The following is a 15851-nucleotide window of genomic DNA, read 5'->3' on the forward strand; positions in this document are numbered from 1 at the left end:
TGACGACCGCCAGTCCCGTTGTGCCGGCAGCTTTATGATAGGAATTTTTTCTTGACTGGGTGAAGGCAGCTATGGTAGATATTCAGTCATGGTGCTGAGTTGCGCCAACGACCCGCCGCACAGGCGGGTTTTTTCGTTCAATGCTCCATCAACAGCGCGCCGGCGAAGGACCCCGTCACCCGGACTCGTCGCCTGATCCGACCGCACCTGCGCTGATCTGACGGTGGCCGGAGCGTCGGCCAGTCGAAAGGCGATGGCGCAATATTGGCTTTGCGCGTGCGGCCTGCTCTATAGTCTGCCGCATCGCCCGAAACGGACATCATATCCATGGCAGAGTACTCGGCCCTTTCGCTGCTCGCGAACGCGCTCAAGGGAAACAAGGACTGGAAGCCGGCCTGGCGCAAGCCGGACCCGAAGGCATCCTACGACGTCATCATCATCGGTGGCGGCGGGCACGGGTTGTCGACCGCCTATTATCTCGCCAAGGAACACGGCATCACCAATGTCGCGGTGCTGGAAAAAGGCTGGCTCGGCTCCGGCAATGTCGGCCGCAACACCACCGCCGTGCGCTCCAACTATCTGCTGCCCGCCAACACCCGCTTCTACGAGCATTCGATGAAGCTGTGGGAGAACCTGTCGCACGATCTCAACTACAACGTCATGTTCTCGCAGCGCGGCTGCCTGAACCTGGCGCACACGCCGGCCCAGTTCGACGACTATGCACGGCGCGGCAACGCCATGCGCCATCTCGGTGTCGACGCCGAACTGATGACGCCGGCGCAAATCAAGCGCCTGATCCCCGCGCTCGATATTTCCAGTGATGCACGCTTCCCCGTGGTCGGCGGCCTGATGCAGCGGCGCGCCGGCACCGCCCGCCACGACGCCGTGGCCTGGGGCTATGCGCGCGGCGCCGACCGGCGCGGCGTCGACATCATCGAGAATTGCGAGGTCACCGGCTTCCTGCGCGACGGCGACCGCATCACCGGCGTCACCACATCACGCGGCGACATCCGCGCCAAGAAGGTGGCGGTCGCGGTGGCCGGCAGCACCGGCCGGGTGATGCAGCTTGCCGGCATCGAGACGATGCCGATCGAGAGCCATGTGCTGCAGGCCTTCGTCACCGAATCGCTGAAGCCCTTCATCGATACGGTCGTCACGTTCGGCATGGGCCATTTCTACATGTCGCAATCGGACAAGGGCGGCCTCGTCTACGGCGGCGACATCGACGGCTACAACAGCTACGCCCAGCGCGGCAACCTGCCCATCGTCGACGAGGTGATGAGCGAGATGCTGGCGCTGTTCCCGGGGCTTGCCCGCGTGCGCATGCTGCGCTCCTGGGGCGGCGTCTGCGACATGTCGATGGACGGCTCGCCCATCATCACCACCGGGCCCCTGCCCGGCATGTATCTCAACTGCGGCTGGTGCTATGGCGGCTTCAAGGCGACGCCCGCCTCCGGCTGGTGCTTTGCCTGGACCATCGCCAAGGACGAGCCGCATGACCTCAACGCCCCCTTCACGCTCGACCGCTTCCATCGCGGCCTGGTGATCGACGACAAAGGCCAGGGCGCCAATCCCAGACTGCACTGAACAATATCTCTCCAAGCAAGGCTTCACCGAGCAAGGCTGCACCAGGAATATCCGATGTTGATCACTTGTCCCTATTGCGGCCCGCGCGACGTCATCGAGTTCACCTACCAGGGTGACGGCAACCGCGAGCGTCCCGACCCCGCCTCGCAGAACTTCGAAGCCTGGAACGCCTATGTCTATGACCGGCTGAACCCGGCCGGAGACCACAACGAGATCTGGCAGCATTCCGGCGGCTGCCGCGCGCATCTCAGGGTCGTGCGCAACACGCTGACGCATGAGATTTCCAGCGTCGCCTTCGCACGCGGTGACCACGGCTCGGTCGCGCGGCGCAAGGCGGAGGGCAGATCGTGAGCCCGCGCCGCACCGAAACCGGGGGCCACATCGACCGGCTGAAGACCATCCGCTTCACCTTTGATGGCGCGTCCTACACCGGCCATGCCGGCGATACGCTGGCTTCGGCACTGCTGGCCAACGGCGTCACGCTTTACGGGCGCTCGTTCAAATACCACCGCCCGCGCGGCCTCCTGACAGCAGGCGTGGAAGAGCCGAACGCGCTGGTGACGGTGCTGAAGGGCGAGGTCCGCGAGCCCAACATCGCGGCGACAATGGTCGAGCTTCATGACGGGTTGGTCGCCGTCAGCCAGAACCGTTTTCCGTCGCTGGCCTGGGACGTCAGCGCCGTCAACCAGCTCGGCGGCAAGCTCCTGTCGGCCGGCTTCTACTACAAGACCTTCATGGGTCCGGTGATCGGGCCGCTGAAGGGCACGCGCTTCTGGATGTTCTGCGAGCATTTCATCCGCCGCGCCGCCGGCCTCGGCCGTGCCGGTTCTGCGGCCGACCCGGCGCGCTATGAGCGCATGAACGCCTTTTGCGACGTGCTGGTGGTCGGCTCCGGCCCTGCCGGGCTGACGGCCGCCAAGGCTGCTGCTGACCAGGGCGCGCGCGTCATTCTTGCCGAACTCGATCCGCGTTTCGGCGGCTCGGCCAACTGGTCGAACGGGACGATTGATGACTTGCCGGCGGCCGACTGGGCTAGGCGAACCGTGGCCCAGCTCGAAGGTTATGACAATGTCCGGCTTCTGCCGCGCACCACGGTCTGGGGCTACTACGACAGCAATACGCTTGCCGCCCTTGAACGGGTCACCGATCACAAGGAGACACCCGGCAAGGGCGAACCGCGCCATCGCTATTGGGCGATCCGCGCACGGTCGGTTGTGCTGGCCACCGGCGCCTTCGAACGGCCGCTTGTATTCCCGGGCAATGACCGCCCGGGCGTCATGCTGGCCCATGCCGCGGAACGCTACGCCAACGAATTCGGTGTGCTGGCGGGGCAGACGGTCGCGCTGTTCACCAACAATGACAGCGCCTATCGCTGCGCCCTGGCGCTGAAGAAGGCCGGCGCAAGGATTGCCGCGATTGTCGATGTCCGCCCCGAGCTTTCCGGCGAAATGCGCGAGCTGGCCGAGGAAACCGAAGCCAAGACCTTTCCCGGCCATGCCGTCATCGCCACTGAAGGCGGCAAGGCGCTCTCCGGCGTCAAGCTGCAGCGCTTCGACATGGCCAACGGCACGCTCACCGGCGACGCCCGCAGCATCCATGCCGACTGCCTCTTGATGTCGGGCGGCTGGTCGCCAACCATCCATCTGGCCAGCCAAGCCGGCGCCAAGGCGGAGTGGAATGCCGCCCGACAAGCCTTCCTGCCGCCGAAGCCGACGCAGAACTGGATTGGCGCCGGCGCCTTCACCGGCAGCTTTTCCACCGCCGAAGCGATGACCGAGGGCCGCGCCGCGGGCCTTGCCGCGGCAGGCGCGCAAGCCACGCCGGCCGCACTGCCCTCGGTCGAAGCCGTAGCTTGCGATCCCGATCCGGCGCCGGTGTTCGAGATCAGGGCCAGCGGCAAGAGCTTCGTCGACTTCCAGCACGACGTGACGTCGGAGGACGTGCGGCTGGCGCACCGCGAAGGCTTCGTCTCGGTCGAGCATCTGAAACGCTACACCACGCTCGGCATGGCCACTGACCAGGGCAAGAATTCCAACGTCCCCGGCCTGGCCATCATGGCCGAGGCGCTCGGCAAGCCGATCCCGGAAGTCGGCACGACACGCTTCCGGGCGCCCTTTGCACCGGTTTCGATCGGATCACTGGCAGCGGAGCGCTTCGGCGACCTCAAGCCCGAACGGCTGACGCCGATGCATGACTGGCACCTGGCCAATGGCGCGACCATGTATTCCGCCGGCCTGTGGTACCGGCCGATGATCTACGGCCTTGCCGGCGAGACGATCGAGCAGGCCTATGTACGCGAGGCCAGGGCAACGCGCGAAAGCGCCGGCATCGTCGATGTCTCGACGCTCGGCAAGATCGCGGTGCAGGGTCCGGACGCGGCCGAATTCCTCGACCGTGTCTACACCAACATGTTTTCCACGTTGGCCGTGGGCAAGGCGCGCTACGGACTGATGCTGCGCGAGGACGGGCTGGCCTTCGACGACGGCACCACATGGCGGCTCGGCGAACGGGATTTCCTGATGACCACCACCACGGCCAATGCCGGCAAGGTGATGCAGCATCTGGAATATTTTCTCGATGTGGTCTGGCCGGAGCTCAAGGTTCATGTCACCTCCGTGACCGACCAGTGGGCGGGCGCTGCGATCGGCGGGCCGAAAGCCAGGCAGATCCTGGCCGGCTGCGTCGCCGGCACCGCTGTCGACAATGCGGCGCTGCCGTTCATGGGCATCGTGCATGGCCAGATCGCTGGCGTGCCGGTGATGATCTGCCGGCTGTCCTTCTCCGGCGAAATGGCGTTCGAGGTCTATTGCGGCGCCGACCATGGCACCCATGTCTGGGAAACGCTTGTCGAGGCCGGCAAGCCGTTCGGCCTGGCAACCTACGGACTGGAAGCGCTGGGCACGATGCGCATCGAGAAAGGCCATGTGACGGGCGCCGAGATCGACGGCCGCACCACGGCGCGCGACCTGCATCTCGACTGGATGCTGTCGAAAAAGAAACCGTTTATCGGCTCGGCGATGATGGACCGCGAGGGCCTCATCTCGCCCGACCGGCTGGAACTTGTCGGCCTGGTCGCGCTCGACAACAGGCCGCTCAACGGCGGCGCGCATATCGTCGAGGAGCTTGACGAGTCCAACCCGCACGGCTCCATCGGCCACATCACGGCATGCTGCTATTCGCCGGCGCTCGGCAAGCACATCGCGCTGGCGCTGGTCAAAGGCGGCAAGGCCAGGCACGGCTCGCGCGCCCATGTCTCCGATCCGCTGCGCAACCGGTTCGGACCGGTCGAGATCGTTTCCAACCACTTCTACGATCCGGACGGGAGCCGCATGCATGGTTGAGCGCCTTTCACCGCTGGAACCGGAATTCCATGTCGGCTCGCACGGCAATTTCGAACATGGTGTCGAGGTCATCCTGACCGAGACGAGACCGGGCTCGATCGTGCAGCTCGCCGCCTGGCCGGGCGAAGAGAAGAAACTGATATCATGCATCCGCGCCGTCACCGGGCTTGCGCTGCCCGACGGTGCCGGCGGTGGCGCCACCAATGGCGCCAAATCGGCATTCGGTTTCGCACCGGGAAAGTTCACCGTAGCCGACGAAGCCGAGGGGCTGGCCGCGGCTTTCGCGGGCGTGGTGACCCCCGCCATCGGCACGGTGACCGATCTTTCGCATGGCCGCAGCGCGATCCGCATCGCCGGACCGAAGGCCGAATGGGTGCTGGCGAAGTTCTTCGCCATCGATTTCGCGCTGCCTGCCTTCCCGCTCGGCGCCGGCCGCTCGACCACCCATCACGATGTCTTCGCCCAGATCCAACGCACCGGCGGCGACCAGTTCGACATCTACGTCTTCCGCTCTTTCGCGCGCTCCTTCTGGAAGGCGCTGTGTCACGCCAGCGAGGAAGTCGGCTACGAGGTCCAGTAGGCGCGCCTCGAGGGATTCTGGCATCAAGGCCGGCCGGCTCTGACGCTACAGCAATGCGCCGGCGGCCGCCATAATGGCGTGATATGGCCGTCAAGCCGGTCCGAAGGGTAACAAAACCCGTCTCCAGAATCCGCGCATCCGTTTGGTTCGAATATCTCCATGACCGCAGAAATATCCGCCGGCGTCACCGATCGCGCCGATGTGCCAGCCAGAGCCCTGCTCCTGCTGCCGCTGACGGTCGCCTGCGGCGTGTTCATGACCAGTCTCGACCAGAATGTCGTGGTGACGGCGCTGCCCGGCATCAGCGAAAGCCTTGGCCGTCCACCGAGCCAGCTTGGCCTGCTGATCACGGTCTACGTCGCCAGCCTGATCATCTCGATGCCGCTCGGCGGTTGGGCTGCCGACCGCTTCGGCCTGCGCAACGTCTACTGCTTTGCGCTGCTGGTATTCGCCGCCTCGTCGGCGCTGTGCGGCCTGTCCGACAACATCTGGACGCTGGTCGGCGCCCGCGCGCTGCAGGGCTTCGGCGGCGCGCTGATGGGCACGCTCGGTCAGGTCGTCATCCTGTCGACCTTCCCTCGAAGCCGGACGCTGAAGATCAACATGTATATCTCGCTGGCCGGCCAGTCCGGCCCGCTCGTCGGTCCGCTCGTCGGCGGCGCGCTGACCACTTACATTTCCTGGCGCTGGATCTTCTTCATCAACGTGCCCTTCGCGCTGGCCGCGGCTGTCCTTGCCGCCTCGCTGTTTCCGACGGTGACCAAACCCGTGCGCACACCGTTCGATTTCCCGGGCTTCCTGCTGGTCGGCAGCGGCATGGTCCTGCTTGTCTTCGGCATGGATTCGCTGGCGGCGAAAGATGCGGCCGCCGGCGTGATCGCGGCCGAGCTTGCCCTGGCGCTGGTCATCCTGACGGTCGCCTCGTTCTATTGCCTGCGCGTGCGCAATCCCTTGCTCGACCTCAAGCTCCTGCGCATCCGCACCTTCCGCATCTCCTTCCTCACCGGCGGCGGTCTGGACACGATCGGCCTCAGCTCCGTCGTCTTCCTGCTGCCGCTGATGTTCCAGCTCGGCTTCGGCATGAGCGCGGTACAGGCGGGATCGCTGACCTTCGTCGCCGCGGTCGGGTCGGTGGTCATGCGTGTCTTCATGCCTCGCCTGCTCAACCGCTTCGGTTTCCGCCGCGTGCTGGTTTTCAACACGCCCGTCGTCGCGGCCATGGTTGCGGGCTTTGCCCTGATGCAGGCGACCACACCGGTGTGGATCGTGCTTGCCTACATCTTCATCTTCGGCGTCTTCCGTTCCGCGCAATGGGCGTCGACCGGCAACCTTGCCTATTCCGACATCGCGCCCGATCAGCTCGCCCGCTTCAGCGCGCTCTATTACATATTGTGGCAACTGGCGGTGGCGATCAGCGTCGGCCTGGCCGCCGCGGCACTATCGTTTCTGGCCGGCGGCGGCCCGGCCGTCGCCAATGACTTCCGGATACTGTTCGTGATCGAGGGTGTCATCACGCTGTGCGCGCTATCAGCCTATCTCAAGCTGACGCCGCAGGATGGCGCCCATGTCAGCGGCCATGGCGCCCAGATGAACACGGAATAGCGGATGTCGCAGCGCAGCAGCGGCCTACTCGCTGAACGTCACCCATTCCTCCAGCGGCACGCGGTCGGTTCGGAAGGCGTTTTCGGGCTTCGACGTATCTTCATAACCGAGCGCCATGCCGCAGACGACGATCTCCTCGTCGGGAATGCCGAGCACCGGCCTGATCTGCCGGTGATAGGGCGCGAACGCCGCCTGCGGACAGGTGTGCAAGCCCCTGCCCCGCGCGGCAACCATGATGTTCTGCAGGAACATGCCGTAGTCGATCCAGGAACCCTGGTTAAGCCGGCGGTCGATGGTGAAGATCATGCCGACCGGCGCGTCGAAGAAGACGAAGTTGCGGTCGTGCTGGGCACGCATCTTGTCGACCTCGCGGCGACCGATGCCGAGCGCGCCGTAGAGCCCGAAACCGTTGGCGCGGCGGCGGGTCAGGTAGGGTTCGAAGAACTGCGTGGGATAATAGCGATATTCGTCCCAATCGGCCTTTTCAGCACGGATGCCGGAATTCAGGATGGCATCCGATATCCGCTGCTTGGTGTCACCCTTGGTGACATAGACCCGCCATGGCTGCATATTGGTGCCGGAAGGGGCGCGTGCCGCGACCGCCAGTATGTCGCGGATCGTGTTGTCGTCGACCATGTCGGGCAGAAAAGCGCGCACCGACCGGCGCGATACGATCGCGTCGTCGACGATCTCGGCATCAACCGTGATTCGAGCCTTCTTTCCAAGCATGGGCCGTCCTTACCCTGTGTCCCGATCGGACGTCCCCACTCGCCGCTCGCGGCCGAGCCTTTGCATGAACCGCCAAAATCGCGCAAGCAAATCTTGTGCACCCGTGAAAATCCGCTTGATTTTTTCACCGCTCCGGCATCTCATGAAATTTGATGGGATTTTTTCACGAGAGCGCGATTTGCCTCCAACTACAGCGAAAGCATTGCAGGGAAATTACGAGCGATTGCTGGCCAGCGACATCAGGGCGCTGCGCAAGGCGCGAGGGTTGACGCTCGCCGAGATCGCCCTGAAACTCGGCCGGTCGGTCGGCTGGGTCAGCCAGGTCGAACGCGGCCTGTCGACACCGTCGCTCAGTGATCTCCGGGCTTTCGGCGAACTGTTCGGCGTGCCGGTCAGCCTGTTCTTCGGCCACGACGTGCCTGTCGAAAGCGAGCGCGGCGCGGTCGTGCGGGCCGGCAGCCGCCGCACCCTTGGCACAAGCGAATCCGGCCTCATGGAGGAGCTTCTGTCGCCCGATCTCGGCGGTAGCTTCGAGATGCTGCGTTCCGTCTTCGCGCCGGGCGCCGAGCTCAAGAGCGAGGCGCGCCGGCCGACCGAAGAGGCTGGATATGTCGTGTCGGGGACGTTCGACATCGAAATATCGGGGACATGGCATCGGCTCGGCGAAGGCGATTCCTTTCGCTTCGAGGGCAAGCCATTCCGCTGGCGCAATCCGGGAATGGAGCCGGCGGTCGTCATCTGGGTGGTTTCGCCGCCAGTTTATTGAATGAAATTGGACCAAGGGTTGGAGAAGAACATGGCCGGTTTGCCGAGCACGGCACGCGTGGTGATCATCGGAGGCGGTGTCGTCGGCGCCTCCTCGCTCTACCATCTCGCCAAGGCGGGCTGGACCGACTGCGTTCTCCTGGAAAAGAATGAACTCACCTCCGGCTCGACCTGGCATGCCGCCGGTAACGTGCCGACCTTCTCCTCGTCCTGGTCGCTGATGAACATGCAGCGCTATTCGACCGAGCTCTATCGCGGGCTGGCCGAGGCCGTCGACTATCCCATGAACTACCATGTCACCGGCTCCCTGCGGCTTGCCCACACGCAAGAGCGCATGCAGGAGTTCCAGCGCGCCAAGGGCATGGGCCGCTACCAGGGCATGGACATCGATATCGTCGGCACGGACGAGATCAAGCGCCGCTATCCCTTCATCGAGACGCATGAGCTGGAAGGCGCCCTCTACGACCCGAGCGACGGCGACATAGATCCGGCGCAGCTGACCCAGGCGCTGGCCAAGGGCGCGCGCGACATGGGTGCCCGGATCATACGCTTCTGCCCGGTGACAGGCGTGCGCCGCGAAAGGGACGAATGGGTGGTCGTGACGCCGCAAGGCGAGATCCGCTGCGAGATCGTCGTCAACGCCGCCGGCTACCGTGCCGCCGAAGTCGGAAAAATGTTCGGCCGCGAGGTGCCGATGATGGTGATGAGCCATCAGTATATCCTGTTCGAGGAGATCCCCGAACTCGCGGCATGGTCGAAGGAACAGGGCAGAAAGTTGCCGCTGCTGCGCGACGTCGATACCTCCTATTATCTGCGCCAGGAAAAGAACGGCATGAATCTCGGTCCCTATGAGCGCAATTGCCGCGCGCATTGGGCTGGTCACAACGACCCGATGCCGGAGGATTTTTCCTTCCAGCTTTTCCCCGACGATCTCGACCGGCTGGAACACTATCTGGCAGACGCCGTCGCCCGCGTGCCGATCCTGGGTACCGCCGGCCTGTCCAAGGTCATCAACGGCCCGATCCCCTATGCGCCGGACGGCAATCCGCTGATCGGGCCGATGCCGGGCGTCCCCAATGCGTTCGAGGCCTGCGTCTTCACCTTCGGCATCGCGCAAGGCGGCGGTGCAGGCAAGGTGTTGGCCGAATGGGTCACGCAAGGCCAGACCGAATGGGACATGTGGTCTTGCGACCCGCGCCGCTTCACGTCCTTCGCTTCGGCTCCGGATTACTGCGTTGCCAAAGGCATGGAGATCTACGGCAACGAATACGCCATCCAGTTTCCGCGCCATGCCTGGCCGGCGGGACGCGACAGGAAATTGTCGCCGATCCATGATCGCATGAAGGCGTTCGGCGCGCGCTTCGACGCCTATAATGGCTGGGAGCGCGCCACCTGGTATGCGCAGGATGGCGACGACGTCTCGGAGGAAGCAACGCTCACCTTCCGTCGCGACGGGCCGTGGCAGCACCGCGTGCGCGAGGAATGCCTGGCCGTCCGCGACGCCGCCGGCATCCTCGACCTGCCGGGTTTTTCGCGCTTCAACCTCGAAGGTCCGGGCGCCGCCGAATGGCTTAGCCGGCAAGTGACCGGCCTTGTGCCGAAGCCCGGCCGCATCGGTCTCGTCTATTTCTCCGACGACAAGGGCCGCATCGTCACCGAAATGTCGGTGGTGCGCCACGGCGAGGAATCCATGACGCTGATCACCGCGGCGGTGGCGCAATGGCATGATTTCGAATGGCTGAAATCGCACATGCCCGTCGATGCGACTTTCAAGCTGATCGACCGGACCGAGGAATTCTCCACCCAGATCCTGGCCGGACCCAAGTCGCGGGAAATCCTCGCCGCCGTCTGTGAGGCCGACCTGACCTTGCCCTGGCTCACGCATCAGGAAACCAAGATCGCCGGGCGCTGGGCGAAGCTGGTCCGCGTCTCCTTCGCCGGCGAACTCGGCTGGGAAATCCACACCAGGGTCGACGACACCGCCGCCGTTTTCGACACCATCTGCGCGGCGGGACAGCCGCACGGCCTGAAACCATTCGGCATGTACGCGCTGGATTCGTTGCGGCTTGAAAAGGGCTATCGCACCTGGAAAGGCGACCTCTCGACCGACTACTCGATCCTGCAAGGCGGGCTCGAGCGGTTCGTCAAATGGGACAAGCCCGAGTTCCGCGGCAAGGCGGCGCTCCAGAACGAGAAGCAGCAGGGCGTCAAGAAGCGCTTCGTCACGCTGGTGGTCGAAAACCCCGGCGATTGCGACGCCCCCTACATGTCGACGCTGTGGCATGACGGCCAGATCGTCGGCGAGACGACGTCGGGCGGCTGGGGCCATCGCGTCGGCAAGTCGATCGCGCTCGGCATGCTGCGTGCCGATCTGGCGGAGCCCGGCACCGCCGTGGAGATCGAGATCTTCGGCGACCGTTTCAAGGCGGTCGTGCAGAACGATGAGCCCTTGTGGGATCCGAAGAACGAAAGGTTGAGAGCCTGATGCCAAAACCATCATCGCGCATTTCAGGCATCGTGCCGTCGGGCAAGGATGGCTGGGAAGTCCACTTCGCCGCATGGGCCCGCAAGGAAGCCGGCGAGGACATCATCATGCTGTCGGTCGGCGATCACGATTTCGACACACCTTCCGAAACGATCGAGGCTTGCGTGACCGCGGTTCGCGGCAGCAATCACCACTATACCCCTTTGCCCGGCCTGCCGCGCCTGCGCAAGGCGATGGCGGCGGCCTCGGTCGCCTGCACGGGCGTCGGGACGACGCCGGACCAGGTCATCGCCACGCCGGGCGGCCAGGCGGCGCTCTACGCCGCCGTGCAGGCCGTGCTCGATCCGGGCGACCACGCCATCGTGGTCGCGCCATACTACGCGACCTACCCCAACACCTTCAGCGCCGCGGGCGCGACCTTCACGGTTGTCGAGACGCCGGCCGAGGACGGTTTCCAGCCCCGCGCCGACATGATCCGGGCGGCACTTCGGCCGAATACGCGCGCCATCCTGATCAACACGCCGAACAACCCGACCGGAGCCGTCTATTCGCGCGAACGGTTGGAACAGCTGGCCGAGGTCTGCCGCGAGCACGATTTGTGGCTGCTGTCCGACGAAGTCTACTGGACGCTCGGCGGTGGCGAGCACATCTCGCCGCGTTCCCTGCCCGGCATGGCTGAGCGCACGCTGGTCATCAATTCCATGTCCAAGAGCCATGGCATGACCGGTTGGCGCATGGGCTGGCTGACCGGCCCCAGCGAGATGATCTCGCTGCTGACCAACCTCAATCTGGTGACGACCTACGGCCTCCCGGCCTTCATCTCGATCGCTTGCACCGAGGCGCTGGAGAAGGGTTATGGCGTGAAGGAAATCGCCGAACGCTATGCGGCGCGACGCGCCGTCCTGCTCGACGCCGTGCGCGGCATGAACGATGTCGGCGTGCGCGGCTCCGAAGGCGGCATGTATGTCATGCTCGACATATCGGCCGTCGAATCCGACGACGAGAAATTCGCCTTCGCCTTCCTCGACAAGGAGAAGGTCGGCGTCATGCCCGGCTCCAGTTTCGGCGAGGCCGCGGCCGGCCATATCCGCGTCAGCCTGTGCCAGCCGGAACCCGTCTTGCGGGAAGCAGCGCTCCGGCTGCGCCGCTTTGTCTCCAGCTACCGCCGCGAGGCCGCATGAATATCCCCTCCCCCAGAACCATTCCCGCCAAGGCAAGAGCCGTCATCATCGGCGGCGGCGTTTCCGGCTGCTCGGTCGCCTATCACCTGGCCAAGCTCGGCTGGACCGACATCGTCCTTCTGGAGCGCAAGCAGCTGACCTCGGGCACCACATGGCATGCCGCCGGCCTGATCGGCCAGTTGCGCGGCTCGCAGAACATGACGCGGCTGGCGAAATATTCGGCCGACCTCTACGTCAAGCTGGAAGCCGAGACCGAGGTCGGCACCGGCATGCGCCAAGTCGGCTCGATCACCGTCGCGCTGACCGAGGAGCGCAAGCACGAGATCTACCGTCAGGCGTCACTCGCCCGCGCCTTCGATGTCGACGTGCGCGAGATTTCGCCCAGGGAAGTCAAGGAGATGTACCCGCATCTCAACGTGTCCGACGTCGTCGGCGCCGTGCATCTGCCGCTTGATGGCCAGTGCGACCCCGCCAACATCGCCATGGCGCTGGCGAAGGGCGCGCGCCAACGCGGCGCCACCATCGTGGAGAATGTGAAGGTCACCAAGGTCCACACCAAGGCGGGCCGCGTCACCGGCGTGTCCTGGGCGCAGGGCGAAGAGCAAGGCACGATCGAGGCCGACATCGTCGTCAACTGCGCCGGCATGTGGGCGCGCGAACTGGGCGCCCAGAACGGCGTCACCATCCCGCTGCACGCCTGCGAGCATTTTTACCTCGTCACCGAGCCGATCCCGGGGCTGAGCCGCCTGCCGGTGCTGCGCGTGCCCGACGAGTGCGCCTATTACAAGGAAGACGCCGGCAAGATGATGCTCGGCGCCTTCGAGCCGGTGGCCAAGCCCTGGGGCATGGACGGCATCCGCGAGGACTTCTGCTTCGATCAACTGCCCGAGGACATGGACCATTTCGAGCCGATCCTGGAAATGGGCGTAAACCGCATGCCGATGCTGGCGACCGCCGGCATCCACACCTTCTTCAACGGCCCCGAGAGTTTTACGCCCGACGACCGCTACTATCTCGGCGAGGCGCCGGAACTGCGTGGCTACTGGATGGCGACCGGCTACAATTCGATCGGCATCGTCTCGTCAGGCGGCGCCGGCATGGCGCTGGCACAGTGGATCAACGACGGCGAGGCACCGTTCGACCTGTGGGAAGTCGACATCCGCCGCGCCCAGCCTTTCCAGAAGAACCGCCGTTACCTCAAGGAGCGCGTCTCCGAAACGCTCGGCCTGCTCTATGCCGACCATTTCCCCTATCGCCAGATGGCGACGTCGCGCGGCGTGCGCCGTTCACCCCTGCATGAGCATCTGAAGGCGCGCGGCGCCGTGTTCGGCGAGGTCGCCGGCTGGGAGCGCGCCAACTGGTTCGCGCGCGAGGGACAGGAGCGCGAGTACCGCTATTCCTGGAAGCGGCAGAACTGGTTCGACAACCAGCGCGAGGAGCACCTCGCCGTCCGCAACAAGGTCGGCCTGTTCGACATGACCTCGTTCGGCAAGATCCGCGTCGAAGGCCGCGACGCCTGCGCCTTCCTGCAAAAACTCTGCGCCAATGACATGGACGTAGCGCCGGGCAAGATCGTCTACACGCAGATGCTCAACCGGCGCGGCGGCATCGAGAGCGATCTCACAGTGTCGCGCCTGTCGGACACCGCCTATTTCCTCGTCGTGCCCGGCGCCGCGCTGCAGCGCGACCTCGCCTGGCTGCGCAAGCACCTGACAGATGAGTTCGTCGTCATCACCGATGTAACCGCTGCCGAAAGCGTACTCTGCCTGATGGGCCCGGATGCGCGAAAACTGATCCAGAAGGTCAGCCCCAACGACTTCTCCAACGAGAACAACCCATTCGGCACGTTCCAGGAGATCGAGATCGGCATGGGCCTCGCCCGCGCCCACCGTGTCACCTATGTCGGCGAACTCGGCTGGGAGCTCTATGTCTCGACCGACCAGGCGGCCCACGTCTTTGAAGCCATCGAAGCGGCCGGCGCCGATGTCGGCCTCAAGCTGTGCGGGCTGCATGCGCTCGACTCCTGCCGTATCGAAAAGGCTTTCCGCCATTTCGGTCACGACATCACCGACGAAGACAATGTGCTGGAAGCCGGCCTCGGCTTCGCGGTGAAGACGGCCAAGGGCGATTTCATCGGCCGCGACGCGGTGTTGAAGAAGAAGGAAGCCGGATTGAGCCGCCGGCTGGTCCAGTTCCGGCTGAAGGACCCGCAACCGCTGCTCTTCCACAACGAGGCGATCCTGCGCGACGGCAAGATCGTCGGTCCGATCACCTCAGGCAATTACGGCCACCATCTCGGCGGCGCGATCGGGCTGGGCTATGTGCCCTGCCAGGGCGAGACCGAGGCGGATGTGCTGGCCTCGTCCTATGAGATCGAGATCGCCGGCGAGCGGTTTGCGGCAGAGGCATCGCTGAAGCCGATGTATGATCCGAAATCGGAACGGGTGAAGACGTAGCGCGGTTTCCCTTCTCCCCTTTTGGGCCTGTTGCGCAGTTTGTGAGTGGGAGTTGGCGGCGATTGACGTCTCGCGACCTTCCGCCGGTTTCTCGGGATTTGGCGGCTGGTTCAGGGTTGAAGGCGGCGGTTCGGCTGGTGAGGCCGGATTGCGGGCGCACCTATCCCGTGATGGCCGCCCATCGGCGCATGTTGAAGGCGATCGCCGCCATCGTCACCTGGGCGGTCGCCTTGGCCAGTCCGACATAACGGATCCTGGTCAGCTTCATGCGGTTCTTGAGCGTGGCAAAAGTGGTCTCGACCGCCGCTCGGCGTCTTGCGATCAGGCGATTGTAATGGTTGAGCCGCGGCGGCAACTGCGGATGATGCTTGTTGGGGCGCCGTGCAATGCGAGCCTTCTTGCCCTCGGCCTTGAGGCGGGCGCGGCGGGCATGGGTGTCGTAAGCGGCATCCGCCCACACCGTCGTCTCGTCGCCGCAGATCAAATCACCGGCCACCACCGTGTCGTTGACGTTGGCCGGTGTGGTGATCACCGTGCGGATCAGGCCGGAGCCCTCATCCACCCCGACATGGGCCTTGTAGCCGAAGGTGAAGCCGCCCTTGCCCTGCCGTGCGGTGATGCGGGCGTCCGCATCCTTCGACGGCCGCTCGGACGTCGGCGGCGCCGAGACCGCATTGATCAGCGTGGCATCCAACATCGTGCCACGTTTCAGGATAACGCCAGCCTTCTCCAGCTGCCGGTCCAGTTCGCTAAACAACTTGTCGAGCAGCCCTTCGCCGACAAGCAGATTGCGAAAGCGCGAAAGCACCGTGTGATCGGGAATGCTCTCCTCCAGCCCGAGCCCGATAAAGCGCCGGAACGACAGCCGGTCGCCAAGCGCCTCTTCCAACTCACGGTCCGAAAGCCCGTAGAGCGATTGCAGCAAAAGCGCCTTGAACAACACCAGCGGCGGCCAGGCCGCCCGTCCCGGTCCGCCATCGCGCAGCGGGTTGAGTAGCTTCTCGAAGCGATACCACTTCACCAGATCCGACAAACGATCAAGCGGCGAAGAACCACCCGCAAGCTTGGTGCCCAGAAAAGCCTCCGCCAAGCTCAGCTGACCAGTCTGCTTCACTGCCATCGCGA

11 protein-coding genes are annotated in these 15851 nt (G+C 64.8%); 9 read left to right on the forward strand and 2 right to left on the reverse strand.

Features of this window, described 5'->3' with window-relative positions; translation table 11 throughout:
- Window positions 1-327: 327 nt before the first annotated feature.
- The 5 genes from FJ942_RS15500 to FJ942_RS15520 all read left to right on the forward strand — a co-directional run bounded on the left by FJ942_RS15500 (window position 328) and on the right by FJ942_RS15520 (window position 7110).
- Entirely contained in the window at window positions 328-1587 is a 1260-nt protein-coding gene (locus tag FJ942_RS15500; RefSeq protein WP_140495627.1) for a sarcosine oxidase subunit beta, read from the forward strand.
- A 54-nt stretch (window positions 1588-1641) separates the two neighbouring features.
- Window positions 1642-1938 (forward strand): sarcosine oxidase subunit delta, encoded by a 297-nt coding sequence (locus FJ942_RS15505; RefSeq protein ID WP_140579829.1) that lies wholly within the window; start codon window positions 1642-1644, stop codon window positions 1936-1938.
- Window positions 1935-4928, forward strand: a complete 2994-nt coding sequence (locus tag FJ942_RS15510) for a sarcosine oxidase subunit alpha (protein ID WP_140898127.1) — start codon at window positions 1935-1937, stop codon at window positions 4926-4928. The genes FJ942_RS15505 and FJ942_RS15510 overlap by 4 nt, the downstream gene beginning before the upstream one ends.
- Entirely contained in the window at window positions 4921-5508 is a 588-nt protein-coding gene (locus FJ942_RS15515; protein WP_140564167.1) for a sarcosine oxidase subunit gamma, read from the forward strand. Before FJ942_RS15510 ends, FJ942_RS15515 begins: the two co-directional genes overlap by 8 nt.
- Before the next feature lie 159 nt (window positions 5509-5667).
- Window positions 5668-7110: an MFS transporter gene (locus tag FJ942_RS15520; protein WP_140516369.1), complete on the forward strand. Its 1443-nt coding sequence runs from the start codon at window positions 5668-5670 to the stop codon at window positions 7108-7110.
- A gap of 24 nt (window positions 7111-7134) precedes the next feature.
- Here FJ942_RS15520 and FJ942_RS15525 read toward each other — a convergent pair whose 3' ends face one another.
- Window positions 7135-7839, reverse strand: coding sequence for a nitroreductase (locus FJ942_RS15525; RefSeq protein WP_140516370.1), 705 nt, complete (start codon window positions 7837-7839; stop codon window positions 7135-7137).
- Window positions 7840-8062: 223 nt separating this feature from the next.
- On the opposite strand from FJ942_RS15525, the gene FJ942_RS15530 reads away from it, so the two are divergent.
- From FJ942_RS15530 to FJ942_RS15545, 4 genes are read left to right on the forward strand one after another with little or no spacing between them, the layout of a single operon-like run.
- Window positions 8063-8605, forward strand: a complete 543-nt coding sequence (locus FJ942_RS15530; RefSeq protein ID WP_181167629.1) for an XRE family transcriptional regulator — start codon at window positions 8063-8065, stop codon at window positions 8603-8605.
- A 30-nt stretch (window positions 8606-8635) separates the two neighbouring features.
- Entirely contained in the window at window positions 8636-11089 is a 2454-nt protein-coding gene (locus FJ942_RS15535) for an FAD-dependent oxidoreductase (protein WP_140631067.1), read from the forward strand.
- On the forward strand, window positions 11089-12270 hold the full coding sequence (locus FJ942_RS15540; protein WP_140495619.1) for a pyridoxal phosphate-dependent aminotransferase: 1182 nt from the start codon (window positions 11089-11091) through the stop codon (window positions 12268-12270). Before FJ942_RS15535 ends, FJ942_RS15540 begins: the two co-directional genes overlap by 1 nt.
- Window positions 12267-14726 (forward strand): FAD-dependent oxidoreductase, encoded by a 2460-nt coding sequence (locus FJ942_RS15545; protein WP_140685518.1) that lies wholly within the window; start codon window positions 12267-12269, stop codon window positions 14724-14726. The genes FJ942_RS15540 and FJ942_RS15545 overlap by 4 nt, the downstream gene beginning before the upstream one ends.
- Window positions 14727-14886: 160 nt before the next feature.
- Here FJ942_RS15545 and FJ942_RS15550 read toward each other — a convergent pair whose 3' ends face one another.
- Entirely contained in the window at window positions 14887-15846 is a 960-nt protein-coding gene (locus FJ942_RS15550; RefSeq protein ID WP_140898129.1) for an IS5 family transposase, read from the reverse strand.
- Between the last annotated feature and the right edge of the window lie 5 nt (window positions 15847-15851).

It is taken from the genome of Mesorhizobium sp. B2-4-2, from assembly GCF_006442845.1.
GTDB lineage: Bacteria > Pseudomonadota > Alphaproteobacteria > Rhizobiales > Rhizobiaceae > Mesorhizobium.